Annotated in this window: 17 protein-coding genes; 16 read left to right on the top strand and 1 reads right to left on the bottom strand. The window is 30.2% G+C overall.

The features are described from left to right. Positions 1–17: 17 nt before the first annotated feature. The 8 genes from HNP99_RS14720 to HNP99_RS14755 all read left to right on the top strand — a co-directional run bounded on the left by HNP99_RS14720 (position 18) and on the right by HNP99_RS14755 (position 8,155). On the top strand, positions 18–893 hold the full coding sequence (locus tag HNP99_RS14720) for an Abi family protein (RefSeq protein ID WP_173854153.1): 876 nt from the start codon (positions 18–20) through the stop codon (positions 891–893). A gap of 682 nt (positions 894–1,575) precedes the next feature. Beyond that, entirely contained in the window at positions 1,576–1,833 is a 258-nt protein-coding gene (locus tag HNP99_RS17855; protein WP_173854154.1) for a toxin-antitoxin system YwqK family antitoxin, read from the top strand. A gap of 1,090 nt (positions 1,834–2,923) precedes the next feature. Continuing rightward, positions 2,924–3,451: a DUF4833 domain-containing protein gene (locus HNP99_RS14730; protein WP_173854155.1), complete on the top strand. Its 528-nt coding sequence runs from the start codon at positions 2,924–2,926 to the stop codon at positions 3,449–3,451. A gap of 116 nt (positions 3,452–3,567) precedes the next feature. After that, positions 3,568–4,236, top strand: a complete 669-nt coding sequence (locus HNP99_RS14735; RefSeq protein WP_173854156.1) for a hypothetical protein — start codon at positions 3,568–3,570, stop codon at positions 4,234–4,236. A 304-nt stretch (positions 4,237–4,540) separates the two neighbouring features. Continuing rightward, positions 4,541–5,581, top strand: a complete 1,041-nt coding sequence (locus HNP99_RS14740; RefSeq protein ID WP_173854157.1) for an AI-2E family transporter — start codon at positions 4,541–4,543, stop codon at positions 5,579–5,581. A gap of 291 nt (positions 5,582–5,872) precedes the next feature. Then, positions 5,873–6,334 carry a hypothetical protein gene (locus HNP99_RS14745; protein ID WP_173854158.1) on the top strand — a complete coding sequence of 154 codons (462 nt, stop codon included), beginning with the start codon at positions 5,873–5,875 and terminating at the stop codon, positions 6,332–6,334. A 627-nt stretch (positions 6,335–6,961) separates the two neighbouring features. Then, complete coding sequence (locus HNP99_RS14750) at positions 6,962–7,432, top strand: hypothetical protein (RefSeq protein WP_173854159.1); 471 nt, start codon at positions 6,962–6,964, stop codon at positions 7,430–7,432. A 333-nt stretch (positions 7,433–7,765) separates the two neighbouring features. Next, positions 7,766–8,155, top strand: a complete 390-nt coding sequence (locus HNP99_RS14755; protein WP_173854160.1) for a DUF1398 domain-containing protein — start codon at positions 7,766–7,768, stop codon at positions 8,153–8,155. A 72-nt stretch (positions 8,156–8,227) separates the two neighbouring features. Here the strand turns inward: HNP99_RS14755 and HNP99_RS14760 are convergent, their stop codons facing one another. Further along, positions 8,228–10,846, bottom strand: a complete 2,619-nt coding sequence (locus HNP99_RS14760; protein WP_173854161.1) for a TonB-dependent receptor — start codon at positions 10,844–10,846, stop codon at positions 8,228–8,230. Between the two features lie 491 nt (positions 10,847–11,337). Here HNP99_RS14760 and HNP99_RS14765 point away from each other — a divergent pair, with 491 nt between their 5' ends. The 8 genes from HNP99_RS14765 to ypfJ all read left to right on the top strand — a co-directional run bounded on the left by HNP99_RS14765 (position 11,338) and on the right by ypfJ (position 22,185). Continuing rightward, a complete protein-coding gene (locus HNP99_RS14765; RefSeq protein ID WP_173854162.1) occupies positions 11,338–12,393 on the top strand; it encodes a glycosyltransferase family 9 protein in 1,056 nt (351 codons plus the stop codon). A 105-nt stretch (positions 12,394–12,498) separates the two neighbouring features. After that, positions 12,499–13,317, top strand: coding sequence for a 3-methyl-2-oxobutanoate hydroxymethyltransferase (panB, locus tag HNP99_RS14770; RefSeq protein ID WP_173854163.1), 819 nt, complete (start codon positions 12,499–12,501; stop codon positions 13,315–13,317). Between the two features lie 100 nt (positions 13,318–13,417). Beyond that, on the top strand, positions 13,418–14,110 hold the full coding sequence (locus HNP99_RS14775; protein WP_173854164.1) for an RluA family pseudouridine synthase: 693 nt from the start codon (positions 13,418–13,420) through the stop codon (positions 14,108–14,110). 78 nt (positions 14,111–14,188) lie between these two features. Beyond that, a complete protein-coding gene (locus tag HNP99_RS14780) occupies positions 14,189–15,517 on the top strand; it encodes an aldehyde dehydrogenase (protein ID WP_173854165.1) in 1,329 nt (442 codons plus the stop codon). Continuing rightward, the gene (locus HNP99_RS14785) at positions 15,508–16,245 is read left to right on the top strand and encodes a nitroreductase family protein (RefSeq protein WP_173854166.1); all 738 of its coding nucleotides are present in this window, start codon (positions 15,508–15,510) and stop codon (positions 16,243–16,245) included. Before HNP99_RS14780 ends, HNP99_RS14785 begins: the two co-directional genes overlap by 10 nt. Positions 16,246–16,279: 34 nt before the next feature. Further along, a complete protein-coding gene (locus HNP99_RS14790; RefSeq protein ID WP_173854167.1) occupies positions 16,280–17,050 on the top strand; it encodes a DUF2189 domain-containing protein in 771 nt (256 codons plus the stop codon). 426 nt (positions 17,051–17,476) lie between these two features. Then, complete coding sequence (locus tag HNP99_RS14795; protein ID WP_256434560.1) at positions 17,477–21,244, top strand: PAS domain S-box protein; 3,768 nt, start codon at positions 17,477–17,479, stop codon at positions 21,242–21,244. Between the two features lie 80 nt (positions 21,245–21,324). Then, positions 21,325–22,185: a KPN_02809 family neutral zinc metallopeptidase gene (gene ypfJ / locus HNP99_RS14800; RefSeq protein WP_173854168.1), complete on the top strand. Its 861-nt coding sequence runs from the start codon at positions 21,325–21,327 to the stop codon at positions 22,183–22,185. The last annotated feature ends 28 nt before the right edge of the window (positions 22,186–22,213 follow it).

Below are 22,213 nucleotides of genomic sequence, written 5' to 3' on the forward strand. Positions count from 1 at the left end.
TACATCCTTTATAGAAAATGGCAGGTATAGTAACTAGTGTAGAAAACCAAATGGTAAAACTTCGTGAAAGAGGTATGACTTTGGACTTAGATGAAGATAAGACCAAAGAAATATTATTAGATATTGGTTACTACCGTCTAGGGTTTTATTGGCATCCTTTCGAAATTGATGCAGACCATAATTTTGTAGAAGGAACTAAATTTTCAACAGTAATTGACCTGTATTATTTAGATGTAGATTTAAGATATTTATTGATTAAATATATTAATAGATTGGAATTAAATTTTAGAACTAATCTTATTTATTGGGTTTCCATGCATTATGAAGATAATGCAATTTGGTATACAGATGCTTCAATAATGGATGCGGAATACTTGAAAGACATAAAATCGCATTACAATACTAATTTTAAAAAAAAGAATATTCAAATTAGTAAACATCATGTTAAATACCCTGACGATAAGTATGCGCCTTGCTGGAAAACTTTTGAATATTACACATTTGGCTCAATTGTAAAAGTATTTGAGCATATTATCGACCAAAATGTTAGGAAACAGATTTGTAAACAATATGCAATTAAGAAACCTGAAAAGCTTCAGAACTTTTTGAACACCCTAGTTTTTGTTCGTAATAGTTGCGCTCATAGTGGTGTTATATTTGATTTACACATAGATGAAGGAGTGAGTGGCGTTCCTGAAATACCTTTCAATAATAATTACAGTCATAGTTTAGATTCCGCTGTTAAAGCACTACTTTACTTAATGAACAATATTTCCAATAATCGAAAGAACGAACTAGAGAAAAAATTGGTTGAATTATTCAATAAGTTTGTAAAGAATGAAATAATAAAAGAAATTATCGAAAATAAATTAGGTTATAGTTACAGTAATTAAATTATAAAATAGTTGTATATTTGCAACTCAATAGTGTCCCATTAGTCAATTGCACTCGTGGTGCACTCTAAAAAAATAAACAACCTCAGATACTGTCTGAGGTTTTTTTTTACCATATAGTGGCTTTAATCAAATATAGATTTGGTTAATTGCCAATCAAAATGAAGCTGTTGCTTAACTATTTTAGACTTCTTGTAAGTATAGTTGTATGCAAACCCATAAACTGTATTTTAAAAAGTGTATTATTGAGATTTTCACGATACTTGGTAAAATATTTTATGTCAATATCTCTATTTATTTTTCTGAAGTGAAAACTTATAAATTACTCACCTAAAAAACGTATTTTTATGAAGTATTTATTTAGTAATACGCTGCTGTAATCTTATTTTATATTTTTAAATTGGAGAAATAGTTCCCTTAATACGTAATAAAAGACGTACGAAATAAAATCATACAAATAAAAATCAAATCAGCTATAATTCTCTCATTATTACTATTCACCTCTTGCAACGTCGAGAAAAACTATACTGAAAACGGCGTATTAGAATCTAAAGGGAAAATGTCGAACCATTTAAAAAACGGTCAATGGAAATATTATCACGAGAATGGACAAGTACATCAATACGGTGCATTTGAAAACGGAAAATAAGACGGCGAATGGCATTTTATATATCCTAACGGTGTGCAACAAGGAATTGGGACCTTAGATGAAGGTAAAAGAATTGGAGTATGGACCTGGTACTTTGAAAATGGGCAGCTACAAACCGAAAGAAGATGGAATAATGGTAAACTGATTGAAATAATGAGTTGTTATGACGGCAAGGGAACTGTTTTAGATAAAGGCACACTTGTCAACGGTACCGGCACTATGCTTCTTTACGATAGTAATGGAAAGCTACTAGAAACCATAGTCTACAAAAATGGAGAAATTGTTAAATAATAGCCTCTAACATGAAACCATTAGATTTACAATTTATTACTGATATACTGTGGATCGTCATTGGAATCTTTTCGGGAATGCTTTTATTAGAATAATAAAAGAGGCAAATTATCGATATATTTGAATAAATTAAAGTAGTTATTTAAAAAAAATGAGACTTAAAATAATATTTACAACTCTATTTATCTTTAGTTTACTAGGTATTCAAATCGCTAGTCTAAATGATTGGTTAGTTCTTTCATTAACAATTCATGTGCTCTGGTTATCGATAACTTCGAATGAAATAATGAATTTACTTGTCCTAAAAAATAAAAAAATACTCCAAGTTTTTAATAAAATTGTATTTTACTTATTAATTGTTGACATTGCAGTTATTTTTTTGTCCATATCTTTTATTTTTAGATTATTATTTGCCATTCTTTATTTACCCCTTTTTTATGTTAGTGCTGTTTGTATAATGATCTCATTAATCGTAAATTATTTTATACTTATTAAATACTTCATTAAAACAACTAAATCTCTAACTAAAACTGCTCTTTTAATATTGTCCTCATTCTTTTATCTGATTGGTGTATATGTAATACAAGTAAAAAATCATAAAGTCCTGAAACCTTAATTTTGTAAAGGATAACACTAAAACACTAATAACTTCTAAATCAATACAAATGGTCAATTGCTGACAAAAATTGACCCTAGTTTTCTATTCGGTTTTTATTTATTGTGTAACCAGTAATAATAGATTAAAATTCAAATCCTTTTAAAATATCCTCTGTACAATGAAAATATTCAAATATATACTGATCAGAATTTTAGTTTTAATAGGCTTCTTGACACTATTATGGAATAATTCTTATTACCTTTTGCCAGAAAGTTTGCAAGAAGGTAAATTTAGTTTTTTTTCAGAAGCAGTTGTTTTTTTAAGAATAAGTTTGTTATTTGTATTTTTATTTTTGTGCTATACACTTTATGAACTCAATAATTATCATAAAAACAGTCAGTATCAATTACGAAATATTGCAATTGTTTTTAACCTTACTTTAATCTTAATAGCAACACCCTTAATTATATACAACATAAAATATTAGCTCAAATGAAATTTATATTACCCTTTCTTTTTCTGTTATTTTACTCCCATTCTTGTTTTGCACAGGAAGGATATCCAGAACCTGAAAAAACTACAAGCCGCCTTTTTTATATACAACACAGCAACAACCACAATACTTATGTTTATGATGCCAATATAAAAGATGGTGTTATTAATTCAACTGTCCCTATTGACGAATACCAAATTGTTTACACTGAAAACGGAATAAAAAAACCACTGTCTATCATTCAAAGAAAATTAGCTTATGGAATGATTTTAGAAGAATCGAAAACAAACTCATATAAACTACGTCTCGCTGCCTCAGACAAACTATACTTCTATCTTAACTATAATCATAACAAAGGCGCCAGAATTCATGTTATTGTCAATAATCACAAAATGTATTTAGACAAGATGTTCGTACAGCTCAAGGATGGTTTTCTTGGACTTCAAGCAAAAGCTGATTTTGTATTGTTTTATGGAAAAGACTTTAGCTCTGGAAAAACAATTATCGAAAAAGTTATAATTGATTAAATTATTTTGTTTGTCCATTTATAACTTCAATAATAAAATTAAAAGCTGAATAATAACTAACGATTCATTTGTAAAAAAAATACTAATCCCATAAATTATTAAAACCAAAAAATTAAATGCAAGAAAACTTTAAATACATCGCAAAACTATCTGGATCTGCTTTATTTAGTTTTATAAAAATCAATCTTTTAGGTACTATCTCTACTATTATTGTAGTCGTTATTGGTTTTTTCCTGTTGACACAAGACGTTAATGTGGGCAGCTCTGGTCATGCTACTCCTATTCCGTTTATAATAGCAACTTTTATTTTAAGACCTGTTAGCACAATTTTATTTTCTATCGTTTTCTTTTCGAGTTCTGCTTTATTTTTAACATTCGGAAATAAATACATTATATCAAAACTTGTTAACCGAATTACGATTAATAAAGGAGAAGGTTATCTTGTTGCATTATTAGATAAACTAATGTTAAAATACAAAAAACAACAACCAGCCGTTTTAAGAAACGCTGGAGACTTTACTATCCAAAAATTAAAAGTAATACAAGACATTAAAAATGACAAAACAGTAAACAAATGGCTTAGAAAAGTTATTGTTTTAGGTATGGAAAAAATAAGACTGGATGGTATCGAATTTAATGATGAGAATCAAAATCCTTATGAGATTATAAGAAATAGAACTATTGAAAGTTTGAAAAATATAATGGAACCTAGCCGAAAAATGATTTGGATGATATTTGCTTTACAATGGGCAATTTTACTATTTATTTGGTCTTCTAAATTTTAATAAAAAAGATGTTTCATGTAAAACTAAAGTCTAAAAATGTTCCAAAACAGGTATTCTAGTAGTATTACGATATTAATTTAAAGCTTAATTACACCGCCTTTTCTTTCTTTTTGCTTAAAAACTTTTCTTATATTTGAGATTATATAGCTTCACTTCTAAAACAATTAAGTGATTTTAGAACTGTAAACGCTATGTTTTCATGATGTTAAATGCATTTTAAACTATCTTTTTTATCTGCAGTTTTAATCTTTATAACTGTAGTAAAAGTATAAGATGCAAAATACAAATCTGTAATTAATTTTTTATGCCGCAAAAAGACACTCCACAATTAGATCAAGATAAAAATTTTTCTTTTCAAAAAAAAGTATGGATAACTACGGCTATAATTACTTTTACAATCAGTGCATTATTACTTTTTAAAGCTACTTTTAATGTGTTTTTATTAATATTAGCAGGAACTTTAATTGCTTTTTTTTTTAGAGGTTTAAGTGATTTTATACAACGTAAAACAAAATGGAAAGAAAATGTATGTGTTGCAATTTCTATTCTAGGAACGTTGTTTATTGTTGCAGGATTGTTTTGGTTAATTGGCGCCAAGGTGCAAACCCAAATGACAGATTTGATGGAAACCTTACCCAAAACAATTGAGAATGTAAAAACACAAATGAATAACAGCATAGTTGGTGAAAAAATTATAGACAAACTATCTTCTAAAAATTCTACCGATAAAGTACAAGTTTTTGCAGGACAGTTTTTCCAATCAACATTTGGTGTTTTTGGAGATATTTATGTTATTTTATTCATTGCTATTTTCTTTACCGTAGCACCTCAAACTTACATCAAAGGAATTGTACAATTAATCCCTGTAAAAGGTCAAGATAAAGCAAATGATGTTCTCGATAAATTAAACAAACAATTACGGAACTGGCTTAAAGGAAAGTTGTTTTCTATGTTTGTAGTTTTTATTTTAACAGCAATTGGATTAGCGATAATTGGCATGCCGCTTTGGTTGGTTTTAGCACTACTAGCGGGCTTAATTAGTTTCATTCCTAACTTTGGGCCTTTACTTGCTTTAGTTCCAGCGGTATTAGTTGGTTTGATGCAAAGTCCTGAAACAGCGGCATTAGTTGTAGGACTTTATGTTTTAATACAGTTTGTTGAAAGTAATTTTATTACTACGCTCGTACAGCAAAAATTAATTGATATGCCTCCTGCCCTCATTATAATTGCACAACTTTTAATGGGTGCGCTAACTGGAGGATGGGGTTTAATTTTGGCTACGCCAATAATTGTCATTCTAATTGTTTTAATTCAAGAATTATATATCAAAGAGCGAGACAATTAAACTTTTATTTCAAAAAGAATTAATGCCATAAGCCTTTTTAGCTTAATAGAAACTAAAACAGGTTTAACCTACACATTATCATACTAAATATTCATAATCAAATAAACGACCATAAATAGCTAAAAAATGCTATTGAATAATTGTACAACACTATAGATTTTAGTTTTTATGGTAAAAGGAAATGTAAATTACTTAACTTCGTTAGTAACTACATAAATATATTTTAATGCGTCCCAAACAAATTGGAATAAAACGTTGAATAATTATATAACCACACTAATACTATTTAAGATGATGAATAAAAAAATATTAGCCATTATTGTAGTCGCAATTGTAATTTTTTCTTGTGAAAAAAGTAAAAAACAAACTCCCGAAACAAATGAGAATAGTCAGTCTCAAGAATTAGTTTCTAAAAAAATTGACATAAAAGAGCTTAAAGGTTCTGGATTTGAACCTGGTTGGAGTATTTTAATATCTCAAAAAAATAAAAGAAATTTTAGCTTTGAACTACTAACATTACTAGGTCAACAGAAAACAACGGGAACCCTCTACTTAGAAAGTGACTTTATAGAAGAACAAAACGCAATCGTTTCCTTTAAAGGTACCGATACCGATGGAAAAGAAATTACAGTCACTTACTTACTAAAAAGCTGTCTTGACATGGCTGGCAATGAAACAGGCGGCATCATTGATGTAAAATGGAATGAAGAACAGTTTAATGGTTGCGGTAATTATTTAATTAACTATAAATAAATAGTCTCGTATCGTTTTATTAAAATATAAACTTCAGAAACTGATAAGGATATTTTAAACTATAAAATAAATCACGAAAATTATGATTGAGCTTTTGAACAAATATTTTGTTTCACAAATAGTTGTTCTATTGTAAATTAATAAAAAACGGTTATGGAAACTTAATCGTTTTTTTTATGTCTTTTATTTATGAGATTGGTTTTTATACCATTAGTACTTATTAAAACGCTAATTTTTATCTAGAACAACTGAGAACCATTAATTCATATTGACTAAAATCGATGTGACAAAAAATTAAATTGGATTGTAGTGTATTGATTCTGATATTAAAAACAAGCACAAAACTATTTAAAGCCTAATAATGATCTAGCTGTTTTATCAATAAACAAAAAAAAACAGCTGTAAATAAATAGTAAAAATTTCTATTTACTAAATTTTACAACTATTTCAATAAAATTATGCATTTATTTAAAACACTAAATATCAATCACTAAACTAATAAATAACAGACTCTAGTAGCCCAATTAAAAGTTAAATAAATACTGTGGCACAGTTGTTGGATTTACAGTAAATGTATATACGAAATGAATAAAAAAATTAAAAATATAATTGTAAAATATAGAAAATATGAAAACTTTAAAACTAATAGCCGCTGGAATAATTCTACTTGTAACAAGCACATCAAATGCGCAACTTTCGATTAACCTCAACATAGGAAACGCTCCTGTATATCATAACAATACTAATGTAGCTGTAGGATATTATTACCTACCAGATATACAATCATATTATGATGTACGTGCCAATCAATATATTTATTTAAATAGAGGAAACTGGGTACGCTCAAGAAACCTACCTACTCAATACCGAAACTATAATTATAAAACTGGATATAAAGTAGTGCTTAATGATTATCACGGTAACGAACCTTATAGAAACTATAAAAATGATCACACAAAATATTATGTTGGATATAGGGGTTCAGCTCAAAAAGTAGTTTTAAACCGTAATAACAATACTGTTGTTTACAACAATAATAAAAACTATAAATACAATGGTTACAACCATTATGATAAAAAAAATAATCACAGACGTTAATTAATACTATAAAGAGCTTCAATAAGAGGCTCTTTTTTTTGGTTGTAACCAAAGTAAAAAAATCAAGAGAATATTTTTCTTAGCAAATCATTATTACACAACTTTATAAATATCGAAACATATATGAACTTAACTTAGTTTTTGTGAAGAAATAAAAAACATCTTAATTACTTGTTTTTAAATGCAGTAAATGCCTTCTGAGTCCCTATTAAAAAACCAACAGTTTCTATAAAAGTATGTAAAATGAAAAATAAATAGTATTTTAGTACCAAATCTAAACTTTCAGTAAAGTTAGATTAGCATTTTTTGTTAAATCAATAATTTACAACTACTATGTTTACGTTAGAACAAATAAAACAAGCTTACGATAAAGTAAAAACAGGAGCTGATTTTACTAATTACATTCAAGAATTAATTGACCTAGGTGTAAAAGGATATGATACCATTACTGCAGATAGTCGCGTGGTATATTACGGTGCTGATAACTATGAAGTAAGTACTGATAAAAAACACGATGATTTCGTTATTGCAGCTACTCCTAACAAAGAACGTTTTATTGAGTACATCGTAATGCATCAAAGTGGTCAAACTGATTATATTACTTTTTGTGAGCAAGCCGGACAATGCGGAATTGCAAAATGGAGCATCGATATTATCGACATGACTTGTACCTATTATTCTACACAAGGAGAAGCTATTATCATAGAAAAAATACCAACTTAAACGTTATTTTTTTTAATTTAAAACAAAAAAAACGGGAAATATCCCGTTTTTTTTTATGCTTATATGTAGATTTTAGAATTTAAAATTCAATCCTGCTGTAAATGTAGTTCCGTTAAATCCAAACTGGTTTACTTCCCATGGATATTTAAAACGACCTCCTAAATCAGTTACCACATCACCTTTAGTATCGATTACATCAGGATAAACATTGAATAAATTGTTTACCATAACGTTTGCTGATATCGTGTTTGTAATTTTGTAAGCTACACCAAAATCAGTAAGAATCTTACCAGAGAATGTTTGATCTTTCCCTGGATCTGTAGCATGTTGCCAAGTCACTTCACCAAAATAAGTATTGTTTAAGATAAATGTAGCTTTCTTGAAATCATAATTAGCTCCTAACAATACTTTTGTATTAGGTCTTGCACTTAAAATTCTAGATTGCTCCTTACGGTCAAATATAACATAGCCATTTTCTTTTAAGATTGCAGGCGTAGCAATATCACCGTTTATTTTAATATCAGCAATATTTGAAGCTAAACTTAATCCAAGTTTACCATCGCCAATTTGTAAGTTTTTATAGTTCAATACGATGTCAACTCCTTTTGTTGTAGTGCTCACTGCATTTATAAAAAATTTCATGCTGCTAACATTATTAGCATTAAGAATTTCTTCAATAGGATTCGTCGTAGTGTCATCACCATCTTTTTCAATTTTCCCTGTAAAAAGAACACGATCATTTACTCTAATATGATAAAAATCTAAAGAAGCTGTAAAATTTGAACCTGCTCTAAAAGTAATTCCTGTTGAAATATTTTGAGATTTCTCGGCATGCAATTTTGGAACTCCCAAAGCAACAATTGCTGGATCTTGGTTATTGAAGGTCACTTCGTTTGCAACACCATCTGTTGTAACAATCGTTTGAATGTTACTCAAATAAATTTGGTGCAAGGACGGAGCTCTAAATCCTGTACTGAATGATGCTCTAACCGTAATATCGTTATTTAACTTATAACGCGAATTCACTTTCCATGAGAAGTTATTTCCAAAATCAGAATAATTCTCATAACGTAGTGAGCCTCCAATTAAAAAAGCATCAGTAACATCATAATCTAAAGTTGTATACACACCTACATTGTTACGACTTTTTTTGAACGCATTAGAAGGTCTTAAACCGGGAAAAGAAATAGATCCTTCTCCTAAATATGATTCTTCTTGACCAGCCCTTCCTTCGTACGTTTCTTTTCTAAGCTCTGTACCAAAACCAAAAGTAACTTTGTCAAAACTTCTAGAAAAATCAGCATTACCCACTAATTGACTGAAGGTATAACCGCCTACATTGAACTCTGTAGGACTGTCTGCACCTAATATAGGATTCCAAGTGCTTCCAACAGTATAATCCACTTTATTTGATCCTGTTGTCAAACTGAAATCAGAACTAAATCCTAAAATTGAAGTCCTTAAACCAATAGATCCCAAGTTATCAAAAATATCTGTATTAAATGTAGGTTGGTAACCAGTATAAGTTGTTCCTGCATCATGTAGTAAATTAAAAGGATCTGATGCCCAGTAAGGCGTTCTGTTTAATGCAAAACTTGTTCCTTTACGGATGTTGATATCTCCAAATGCATATAAAGTAGTTTTATCCGAAATTGGGTACTCTGCATTAACAACTAAAGCTCCCATTTTAGTATCTGGCTGACCAATGTTCATTCCTAAATCAGGATTGTTTTTTAAATAATCGCCCCACATTGGATCATTTGCTTCAACTCCAAATAAACCATCTCTTCCTGGTTTTCCTGCTCTATTTGTTTTGTTTTGATCTAAGTACGAAAGATTAAAATTCACAAAACCTTTCTCAGCAATTTTAAATCCTGAATTTAAATCAGCACCAAAATTAAAACCATCTCCTTTTGAAGTAATTCCCGAAGTTAAACTAACCTCTGTAAAATTAGTTTGCTTTTTAAGGATGATATTTACTACACCCGCAATAGCATCTGAACCATATTGTGAAGATGCACCATCACGCAAAACCTCTACTCTTTCGATAGCAGAAAACGGAATACTTTTCATATCGGTACCTACTTCTCCTTTTCCAGGAGTATCATTAATATACACTAAGGCACTTTGGTTTTTTCTTTTTCCATTTACCAATACTAACGTACGGCTAGGTCCTAATCCACGTAAATCTGCTGGATCAAAATGCGCTGTAGCATCAGAAACTGCTTGAGTACTTGAATTGAAAGAAGGAATTTTGTAAGCTAACATTTTATCGAATGTAACTTGCCCGCTTGATTTTAAATCTTCGGCATACAACTTGTCGATAGGCACAGCAGAACTTAACACGGTACGCGTTTTTGCTCTGTTTCCTGTCACTACAACTTCATCAAGACTATTGTTTGGGGCCAAAGCAAAAGTTACCACTGTTGATTCATTGGCTACCTCAATAGATTTATTTTGGTAACCCACATATTTGGCAATCAAAGTTGCAGGTAACGCTTTTACCTTAATTTCAAATTTTCCGTTTGCATCAGTAGTTACTCCACTTGATGTACTCTTATCAATAACGTTAGAAAATGGCAAAGCTTGTCCATTATCATCTGTCACTACCCCCTTAATTGTTTGGGAATTCATCACTGCAGGCATTATTAACATAAATAATAGACCTAAAACAAAATGGTTAAATTTCATAAATCTTAATTGTATTTATTTTTCTTAAATATCTTAACAAAACTATAATTAATAGTTAATAAAACAATAAAAACATTAATTTTTACACAAAACACCACATAATACTAATTTTAACAATCATTTTTAGTGTATGTTCAGTTAATGATTATATCTGCTAATGATTATCAATTAAAGATGACCTAATAAAACAATAGAAACACTACAATAAAATACGCTTTAGGCTTTTATTATACCTAACTAGCACCTTGTTAGCAGTAATATCTTTATATTTATTATTAAAAAACCACTAATTCCCCAAAAAATACTCTTGCTTAAACGAAACATTACCATAAGATAAAGTTAAGGAAATAGGAATTTTAAATAAAAAGTGTTTATTTGGTAAACCACATTCCAAAACAAGTTATAGATACCTCTTATTAAAAAAATACCACTATTGACTGGAGTTATTTATTCAACTTTATATTTCTAATCTTTAAAATCAAAAATAAAAGATGAGTATTAAAAGTAATATCAACAATGTACGAAGGAAGTTGATGCACAGGTTAACTAAAAATATTGGTCGATCGAATTTTGATAAAACGGCTAACATTACAAAAGTAGATGTGAAGCGGATTCTAATATGCCGACCCAATCCTAGATTAGGAAACCAGTTACTCATAACCCCCTTACTACAAGAAGTTATTGCAACATATCCTGATTGTAAAATTGATTTATTTGTAAATGGAAATGCCGCCCCAAGCATTTTTAAGAATTACCACAATGTTAACCAAATCATTCGCTTACCCCGAAAACCATTCAAAGAACTTCATAACTATATGAAAGGCTGGATGGCAATCAAAAAACACAAATACGATATTGTAATAAATGTTGTAAAGAACTCTTCATCAGGCCGACTTTCAACCCAATTTGCTAGCGGTAAATTCAAATTCTCTGGTGATAATATTGATGATCTAACTAATACGTTTACTGATTACAAACATATTGCTAAGGGTCCCGTTTATAACTTTAGACATTATCTTAACCTATTAGGAATGCCAAAAAACAATAATCCCGTTCCACCATTAAACTTAAAATTAGCTCCTTCAGAAATTGCTGAGGCAAGTAAATTAGTTCAGGATATTGTAAAAAATAACAAAAAAACTATTTGCATATTTACCTACGCCACTAGAGCAAAATGTTACAACCTCAACTGGTGGGAAAATTTCTACCAATCTTTACGTGATGCTTTTCCTGAGTACAATATTATTGAAGTTTTACCCGTAGAAAATTTATCTCAAATTGGCTTTAAAGCCCCTACGTTTTACAGTAAAGACATTAGAGAAATCGCTGCTTTCATAGCTAACACAGCAATATTTATAGGGGCTGATAGCGGCATGATGCATCTGGCTAGCGCCTCCCTAACACCTACCGTAGGTTTATTTTGTGTAACTGATGAAAGAATGTATGCTCCTTATGAAAACAATAGCTTCGCCATCAATACTACAAACACAAGCACAGCCCAAAGTATCGAGATTATTGCGGCTCTTTTAAATAAAAAATTCGCTTAAAGCAAAAGTGACTAAGATACTTATAATGATTCGGTAAAGTCGGAGGTGATTTTGTGTTTCAAAAGAATTTGTTTTACTACTTTTACAATTCCAAAAAATACAACTATGTCTGTAGCAAAAAAAGATTATAAAAGAATTACCACGAAGTCATTAATAGAAATGAAAGCCAATGGAGAAAAAATCTCTATGTTAACGGCTTACGATTATACAATGGCAAAAATTGTAGATACCGCAGGAATTGATGTAATTCTGGTGGGAGATTCGGCTTCAAATGTAATGGCAGGTCATGAAACTACCTTACCTATTACTTTAGACCAAATGATTTATCATGCTTCCTCTGTAGTTAGAGCCATTGAGAGAGCATTAGTAGTGGTTGATTTACCGTTTGGTAGCTATCAATCTGACCCTAAAGAAGCTTTACGTTCTTCTATTCGAATAATGAAAGAAAGCGGTGGCCATGCCGTAAAATTAGAAGGTGGTAAAGAAGTAAAAGAATCAATAAAAAAAATATTAAACGCCGGTATTCCAGTAATGGGACATTTGGGTTTAACGCCACAGTCAATTTATAAATTTGGTACGTACACTGTTCGCGCTAAAGAAGAGGAAGAAGCTGACAAACTTGTTGCGGATGCTCAGTTACTTGAACGTTTAGGTTGCTTTGCTCTTGTTCTTGAAAAAATACCTGCTCATCTAGCCGAAAAAGTAGCCAAAAGTATTTCTATTCCCGTAATTGGAATAGGTGCTGGTGGCGGAGTTGACGGTCAAGTACTAGTGATTCACGATATGTTAGGAATGAACAATGAATTTAGTCCACGTTTTTTACGTCGTTACATGGACCTTTATGATGGAATGACTACGGCAATCAGTCAATACGTTGCTGATGTGAAATCTAGTGACTTCCCTAACGAAAAGGAGCAGTACTAAACAAACCTATAAACCCTTAAATTAGTACCTTAGTTAAAACCATTACTAAGACTAAATTAAGGGTTCTTTTTTTATAATAATCCAAAATACACCTTCTATTTTGAAAATAATTTCAACAAAAAACAACCTCCAAGTCTTACACGAAGACAACCATATTATTGTGGTTAATAAACGTGTAGGCGATATTGTACAAGGGGATAAAACCGGAGATAAGCCCTTATCAGAAGTTGTAAAAGAATTCATCAAAGACAAATACAATAAACCTGGCGAAGTTTTTCTTGGCGTAGTACACCGTTTAGACAGACCTACAACAGGAATTGTAATGTTTGCAAAAACCAGTAAAGCACTCACGCGCTTAAATGAATTGTTTAAAAATAGAGAAACACAAAAAACGTACTGGGCAATTGTAAAAAACAAACCACCAAAACTAGCAGATAGTTTGATTCATTTTTTAAAAAGAAACGAAAAGAATAACTCTTCTAAAGCACATATAAAAGAAGTTCCAGACAGCAAAATGGCACACTTAGATTACCGTATTTTTAAAGAATTAAATAATTACTTTGCTTTAGAAATTGACTTACATACTGGAAGACATCATCAAATTAGAGCACAGCTAGCTGCAATAGGATCTCCTATAAAAGGAGATTTAAAATATGGTTTTGACCGTAGTAACCCTGATGGCGGAATCCATTTACATGCACGCCAATTGGTTTTTATACATCCAGTAACAAAGGACTCTTTAAAAATTGTTGCGCCAGTTCCTAACGAAGTTATTTGGAACGCAGTTCAGTAATAACAAAAATAGATTTACAAAGTCAGTTCCTGAATTAATTTACAGTTTGACAATCAATCTTCAGAAAAAACATACCTAATGGATTATAAAACAAATGTAGATTACCGCAAAAAAACCTTAATAAAATTACTAGACAAAGTTTTACTTTATGAAAGCGAAATTATTAATGCTTTATATGAAGATTTTAAAAAACCCGCTTTTGAAGCCGTACTTACTGAGACCAGTTATGTAGTAGCGGAATTAAAAGACACAATAAACAATATTAAGAAATGGGCAAAACCAAAAAAGGTATTGCCTTCCCTACTTAATTTCCCTTCCACTGACTATTTATACAAAGAACCTTATGGTAAGGTATTAATCATTGCTCCTTGGAATTACCCGTATCAATTAGCACTATGCCCTTTAATATCTGCTGTAGCAGCTGGAAACCAAGTAGTACTTAAACCATCTGAACTAACACCTAATACCGCTGCTATATTAGCTAAAATTATTGCTGAAACATTTAATCCAGAACATGTTTCTGTTGTTCAAGGAGGAGTAGAAGTTTCTAAAGATTTACTAGCAAAACGTTGGGATTATATTTTCTTTACGGGCAGTGTTCCTGTAGGTAAAATTGTTGCTCAAGCAGCAGCCGTTCATTTAACACCTGTCACACTTGAATTAGGTGGTAAAAACCCTTGTATTGTAGATGAAACTGCAAATTTAAAACTTGCAGCTAAAAGAATCGTTTGGGGAAAATACATTAACGCTGGACAAACCTGTATTGCTCCTGACTATATCTTAATTCAAAAAGATATGAAGGACAAATTTATAACACATCTAAAAAATGAAATCACTTTGGCTTATGGAAAAACGCCAAAAACTTCTCCGGATTATGCCCGAATAATCAATGTAAAAAACTGGAGTAGGTTGAGTGAGATGATTGATCCTGATAAAGTAATATTTGGTGGAGAAACTGACAAAGATGACTGCTACATTGCTCCTACCCTTATTGCAGAAACAAACCTAGATAGCTTGGTCATGAAAGACGAAATTTTTGGGCCTTTATTACCAATATTAACATACGCTAGTGATGCTGATTTACATACTATTATATCTAGATATGAAAAACCATTGTCTCTTTATGTTTTCACAGAAAATAAATCGTTTGCTCATAAAATAATTGCTAACTACTCTTTTGGAGGTGGTTGTATCAATGATACCGTTGTTCATTTTTCTAATAAAAGACTTCCTTTTGGAGGAGTTGGTCATAGCGGAATAGGTGCCTACCACGGAAGTTTAAGTTTTGATGTTTTTTCACATAAAAAAGGAATTGTAAAAAAATCAAATTGGTTGGATTTACCAATGCGTTATGCTCCTTATGAAGGTAAACTAAAAACAATACGAAAATTACTAAAATGGATTTAACAAACCAAAAAACCGTTAGTGAAGCAATTGAATACCGTAGGTCTGTAAGAGTCTTTAAAAAAAACACTTTAGATGATGCTAAAGTAAAAGAATGCATCCGTTTAGCAACATTAGCGCCTACAAGTAGTAACATGCAGCTATGGGAATTTTATCATGTAACATCAACTACTATTTTAGAACAACTTACTGAGGCGTGTTTGGGACAAAATGCAGCCAAAACTGCACAGCAAATGGTTGTGGTAGTTGCTCGTAAAGATTTATGGAAAAAAAGAGCCGCCGCAAATATTGCTTTTCTTAGCTCCCAATTTGGCGATAAGCCAAAAGAGAACTATTCAAAAAGAGAAAAATTTGCACTCAATTATTATCAAAAATTGATTCCAACATTATACTTTGATTTCTTAGGTATTTTTGGGTTTATAAAATTTTTAGTTTTCCAAATTATTGGATTATTCAAACCCATATATAGACAAGCAAGAAGTAGTGATATGCGTATTGTAGCTCAAAAAAGTGCCGCACTTGCAGCTCAAAATTTCATGATCAGTATGGCATCCATAAATTATGATACTTGCCCAATGGAAGGTTTTGACTCAGTAAGAGTAAAAAGAATACTAGGCATACCATCATCAGCCGAAATTAATATGATTATTGCCTGTGGAATAAAAGACGAAACTGGAATCTATAGTGCACAGTTTAGAGTACCACTTGAAGACGTTTATTTTAAAAAATAAGTAACCAAACCATTTATAAACATACCAAATTATTATGACAACAGTTGAAAAAAGAGTTGAAGAAATAAAATCGAAAGGATACGAATTAGATTTTGGAACCGTATTCAATCACGCATTTGAAAATTATAAAAAAATCGCATTATATGCTGGTTCCATGATTCTAGTTTTTCTGGTTGTTATGGGAATCTTAATCACAGGAGGTTTTATTTTAGCGATAGGAATGCCTGCTTTTATAAAAATGGCAAATCCTGAAAATTTAAAAACCATAGAAAGTTTAGTTGGCATTAACTTAATTTTATATTTAGGATCTATGCTTGCTTTAGGACTATTAATTGGTCCCTTTTTTGCAGGTTTTTTAAAAATGGCGCATTCAGCTGATAAAGATGAAGCTTTTACCAGCGCTGCTATATTTGAATATTATAAAGCACCTTATTTTTTACAAATAATTATTTCTTCATTAATAATAAGTGTCTTCAATATGACTATCTCTCTTTTATTAAATAGAACGGGAATATTATATTTAGGAACGCTAAGTAGTTTAATTATTAACTTTATTACTTTACTTACTGTCGCTTTTATTGTTTTTGGTAAGTTAAATGCATTAGACGCAATTAAAGCTAGTATTACTGTTGTACTAAAAAATCCTATTACTATTTTAGCATTAACTATTACAGCCTTTATTGGTTCATTAGTAGGTTTTATTGGGTGTTGTATAGGTGTATTTTTTACGTTACCTATCATGTACTCTATGACATATGCACTTTATAATGCAATAATAGGTTTTGAAACTAAAAAGATAGATTAATCTTATTTGATTTAAATAATTATACTCTAACTGCAATTGGATTTTAATATCTGGTTGCAGTTTTATTGTAAAATAATTATTAACTTGTTGCATATTGCTCATAAAAACAGTTAAAAAGAATTAATGATAGTATTTTACACAAATTTTTTATCAATAATTGAACGCTTTACCACATTTATATTGGTAGATATGTGTACTTCAGCTATTACTAAATATTCTTTTTTTATAAACGAAAATATCATTAAATACAATTTGTATTGGATTATAATACCAATGCTCCTTTTCTTTACATTTATTTTCTTTTTCCATTTTTATAAAGTTAAAGGCAAGCTTAAAAATCCCTTCATAGATAGTAGTGACAGTAATTATTATCAAAATAAAGAGTATCAAACTTATCTTTTATTTTTAGGAATTCTACTTCCTTTAATGGAAATTAATAATGAACTTTTCTCAATAAGGCCCCAAAGTTTAATAGCGAGTAACTTATTAATAGGTTGTTTTTTATTGATATTATATATCATCAGTACTAAATCAGCAATTGTATTTCATCATATCAGGTCAATATATATTTTTATATATCTTGCCTTTTTTATAATTACAGCTGAAAATTTAATCAGCTTACCAAATGATATAATTCCTACAATTACATTTTTATTAGCGTTATTTTTTTCCTACACAGTTCTAAAACCTATAAGGATATATTGGGCCGTAATTACAGCTGCGTTTGCATTTATTATAATTTGCTATACTTTTGAGCTATTACCCTTAAAAAGAACGGTAACACTCTTTAATTTTACTTTACTTATTTTTATTCTTAACTATATTAGACAAATTAGTTACTTGAATATTCAGGATAAATTTCGTTTTTCAAATGAAATTGTCAATAATGGAAATTCGTTAGTAATGGCAACTACAAAAAAAGGAGAAGTAAAATTTTGTAGTGAAAACATCACCTCAATATTAGGTTGGTCTATAGATGATGTAATGGGTATGGGTTTTTGGAAGGTAACAGAAGATCCTGATTTTATAGGAGAAGATTTCCACAATAATAATATTGAAGAGAGGTCTTTTACGCGTAAATTAAAATGTAAAAACGGTGACTATAAATACATTAAATGGAATGACAAACGGTTCTCAGAAGATTTAATTATTGGTATAGGACAAGATGTTACGAATGAAATAGAAAACCAAAAATCTTATGAAAATTTAATTGAGTCTGCTAATGACATTATATATCAATTAGATACCGAAGGCAATTACCTTTTTATAAATAAAAACACTGAGATTATAACTGGGTATACATTAGAGGAACTATATGAGTCTAAATTTTATAGATTAATTACCGAGGATTACCGTCACAAAGTATTAGAATTTTATTTAGATTCAGATAAACAATCTGCAAATTATCAAATCTTAGAGTTCCCTATTATAAAGAAAAATGGCGATAAAATATGGCTGTCTCAAAAGGTAGCTATTAATAGGGATCAAAAAAATAATATTATTGGTTATTTTGCTATAGCAAGAGATATTACCTCTATTAAAGCAAATGAAATTGAGCGAATTAAACGCATCCAAAAAAATCAAAAATATAGCGAAGCTTTAAAGAATTTTACAACCGAAAGTTATTCAAGTAATGAAACATTAGAAGGAATTCTTAAAAACATATTACAAATTACGACTAAAATTATTGGTGTAAATAGAGCAAGCTATTGGCATTATTACAATGATGAGATCGTTTGCGAAAATTTATATATTTTAAAACAAAATAAATTTATTAAGGAAGAGACATTATCCTTAGATAAGTACCCTTCTTATTTTTCACATATAACTAATAAGACACAACTTGTTGTATCTAACGTTTATAAAAGTCCTTTTTTTACTGAATTAATCAAAGATTATTTCCCACAAAATAATATATTTTCTCTTATTGATACTCCCATATTTATAGATGGCGAATTAAAAGGAATCATTTGTTTTGAAGCTAGTGATGAAATAAAAAATTGGGATAATGAAGACATCAATTTTGCACGTTCAGTATCCGATATTATAACAATTGCTTTTGAGTCTCAAAATAGATTGAATGCCGAAATCAAGCTTAGCTATAAAAGTGAACTGCTCGCCGCAATGACTTTATGTACAGAGAAGTTTTTAAATAACAAGGACTTAGACGCAATTTTTTCGGATGTTTTGATCATTATGGGAAAAGCGACTAAATCACACCGCGCCTATTATTATGTAAATAATAAAAAAGAGGAAACTATAAGTCAAAGGTACCGTTGGAAATCTGACGACGATACCCTTTTTGAGAATAATATCAACTTACAAAATTTACCTTATCCCTATTTTGAAGACCTTTTAATTCCTATTTTAAATAATAAAATTTACAATAAAAGGATTTCAACTATTGAAAATGAATCACTCAAAAACAAATTAATTAACGTAGGTGTCATATCATTAATTCTATTTCCAATTTTTGTAAAAAATGAGTTTCATGGCTTTTTAGGATTTGATGATACAGATCAAGAGAGAGTATGGTCTGAGGATGAAGTCAATATTTTACAAACTCTAGGTAGGAATATCGCGGCCGCTATAGATCGCATCAATACTGAGACTGCTATTTATGAAAGTGAAGAAAAGTTTAGGCTTTTAGCCAATAACATACCGGGTACTGTTTATTTATCTGAAAACAATCAGCGATTTACTAAAATTTATTTGAATGATGAAATAGAAAAACTTACTGGATATCGCAAAAATGAATTTTTAGAACATAAATTAAATTATATAGAAATCATTCACCCTGACGATCTTTTAAGGGTTATAGCTGAGTCTACAAAACAATTATCTAAGTTAGAGTCTTTCCATTTTACTTATCGAATTATTAAGAAAACTGGTGAGATTGTTTGGGTAGAAGAATTTGGTGATGCTGTAATTAAAGATGGAGAAATTGTTTATATCGAAGGTATTATGCTTGATATAACCAAAAGAAAAGAAGCTGATGATGCCATTCAAGCAAGAGAATATGCCGAAGCAGCAAATAAAGCCAAGTCGGAGTTTTTAGCAAATATGAGTCACGAAATCCGAACTCCTTTAAATGGAATCATTGGTTTTACTGATTTATTAATGAAAACTGAGCTAGCCGATATTCAGCAAAAACACATGATTACAGTAAACCAGTCGGCACATTCTTTACTCGGAATTGTAAATGACATTCTTGATTTCTCTAAAATCGAAGCTGGAAAATTAGAATTACACGTCGAGAAATTTGAAGTTAAAGAGCTCTTAGAACAAATAATTGACCTCATTTTATATGAATCAAACCAAAAAAATCTAAAATTAGAACTGAATATTGCTGTTGATATTCCAAAATATTTTTGGACAGACACCATTAGATTGAAACAAATTTTAATTAATTTATTAGCTAATGCAGTCAAATTCACTAATAAAGGAGTTATTAAACTAGATTTAACTCTTTTAGAAAAAACAGACAAGAAACATGCTCAAATACGTTTTGCCGTAATCGACTCAGGAATAGGAATTCTTGAAGAAAATAAAAGTAAAATATTTAAAGCTTTTTCACAGGAAGACAGTTCTACAACTAAAAAGTTTGGTGGTACAGGACTAGGACTTACTATTTCAAATAAACTATTGGGTTTGATGAATAGTCAATTAAATTTAGAAAGCAAAATAGGTATTGGAAGTACCTTCTACTTTGATCTAAATTTAAAAACATCAAATAAAGTACCTAATACTAAAAAACTAATTGCAACACAAAACCCCGCTGATATTGATGCTCTTTTTGAAAATTTAGAAACTTCAAATAAACTAAAAATAATGTTGGTTGAAGATAATAAAATCAACATGTTGCTACTAAAAACAATTATAAAAAACGTAATGCCTGAAGCTGCTATTTTTGAAGTATTTAACGGTAGCGAAGCTGTTATTCAATTTGAAAGTATTTTACCTGACATCATTTTTATGGACATACAAATGCCTATTATGAATGGTTTTGAAGCCACTAAAGCAATTAGAAAATTAAATAATGGAGCTGAAATTCCTATTATTGCAATCACAGCTAGTGCTGAATTAGAAATTAAAGAAAAATGCGTAGAAGCTGGTATGAATGATTACATATCAAAACCTATAATAAAGAAGATAATTGAAGAAACTATTGCTAAGTGGATTAATTTATCCTAAAAAAAGGTGATTTATTAACCTAATTGTAAAAAAAAATATAAATTCGTTTATTATAAAAAAAAGCATAAAAAAACAATACTATGAAATGGAAAGGCACACGTAAAAGTGGAAATCTAGACGACCGAAGAGGCATGTCATCAGGAGGAAAAACTGTTATTGGAGGAGGATTAATAGGTATCGTAATTTTGCTACTTAATGCTTTTGGTGGCGAAAATGGCCAAATGATTACGCCTATATTAGAGCAAATGAATCAAGGACAAAGTACTCCTACTGAACAACGGGATTTAACTGCAAAGGAAATAGAAGAAGGACAAAAAATTGATGCACTTATATCAAATAATGAAGATGTTTGGACAAAAATATTTCAAGAAAACGGCATGACTTATAAAGAGCCTACCGTAGTTTTATTTACTGATGCTGTCAATACTAAATGTGGAAGTGCGACTGCAGCTTCAGGACCATTTTACTGCCCTGCAGACCAACAAGTTTATATGGATTTAAGTTTTTTTACAGAACTTAAAACTCGTTTTGGTGCAGAAGGAGGAGATTTTGCTACTGCTTATGTACTCGCACATGAAATAGGACACCATGTTCAAACGTTACTAGGAACTTCTGCTAAAATGCGCCAAATGCAACAAGGTAAATCAAAGGCCGAAGCTAATAAACTGTCTGTTGCTTTAGAGTTACAAGCTGATTTTTATGCAGGTCTATGGACGCATTACAATCAAAAAATGACTAATTTTCTTGAAGATGGAGATATAGATCAAGCGCTAAGTGCAGCACATGCTGTAGGAGATGACGCCATACAAAGTAAAATGCAAGGCCATATCGTTCCAGAATCATTTACTCACGGAACATCTGAACAACGTAAATACTGGTTTATGAAAGGATATAAAACGGGTGATATCAAGCAAGGAAATACTTTTGACGAGATTAGATAAATTAAATTTATAAGCAATAAAAAATTGG

The sequence above is a fragment of the Flavobacterium gelidicaeli genome, from assembly GCF_013294005.1.
In the GTDB taxonomy this organism is placed as follows: Bacteria; Bacteroidota; Bacteroidia; order Flavobacteriales; family Flavobacteriaceae; genus Flavobacterium.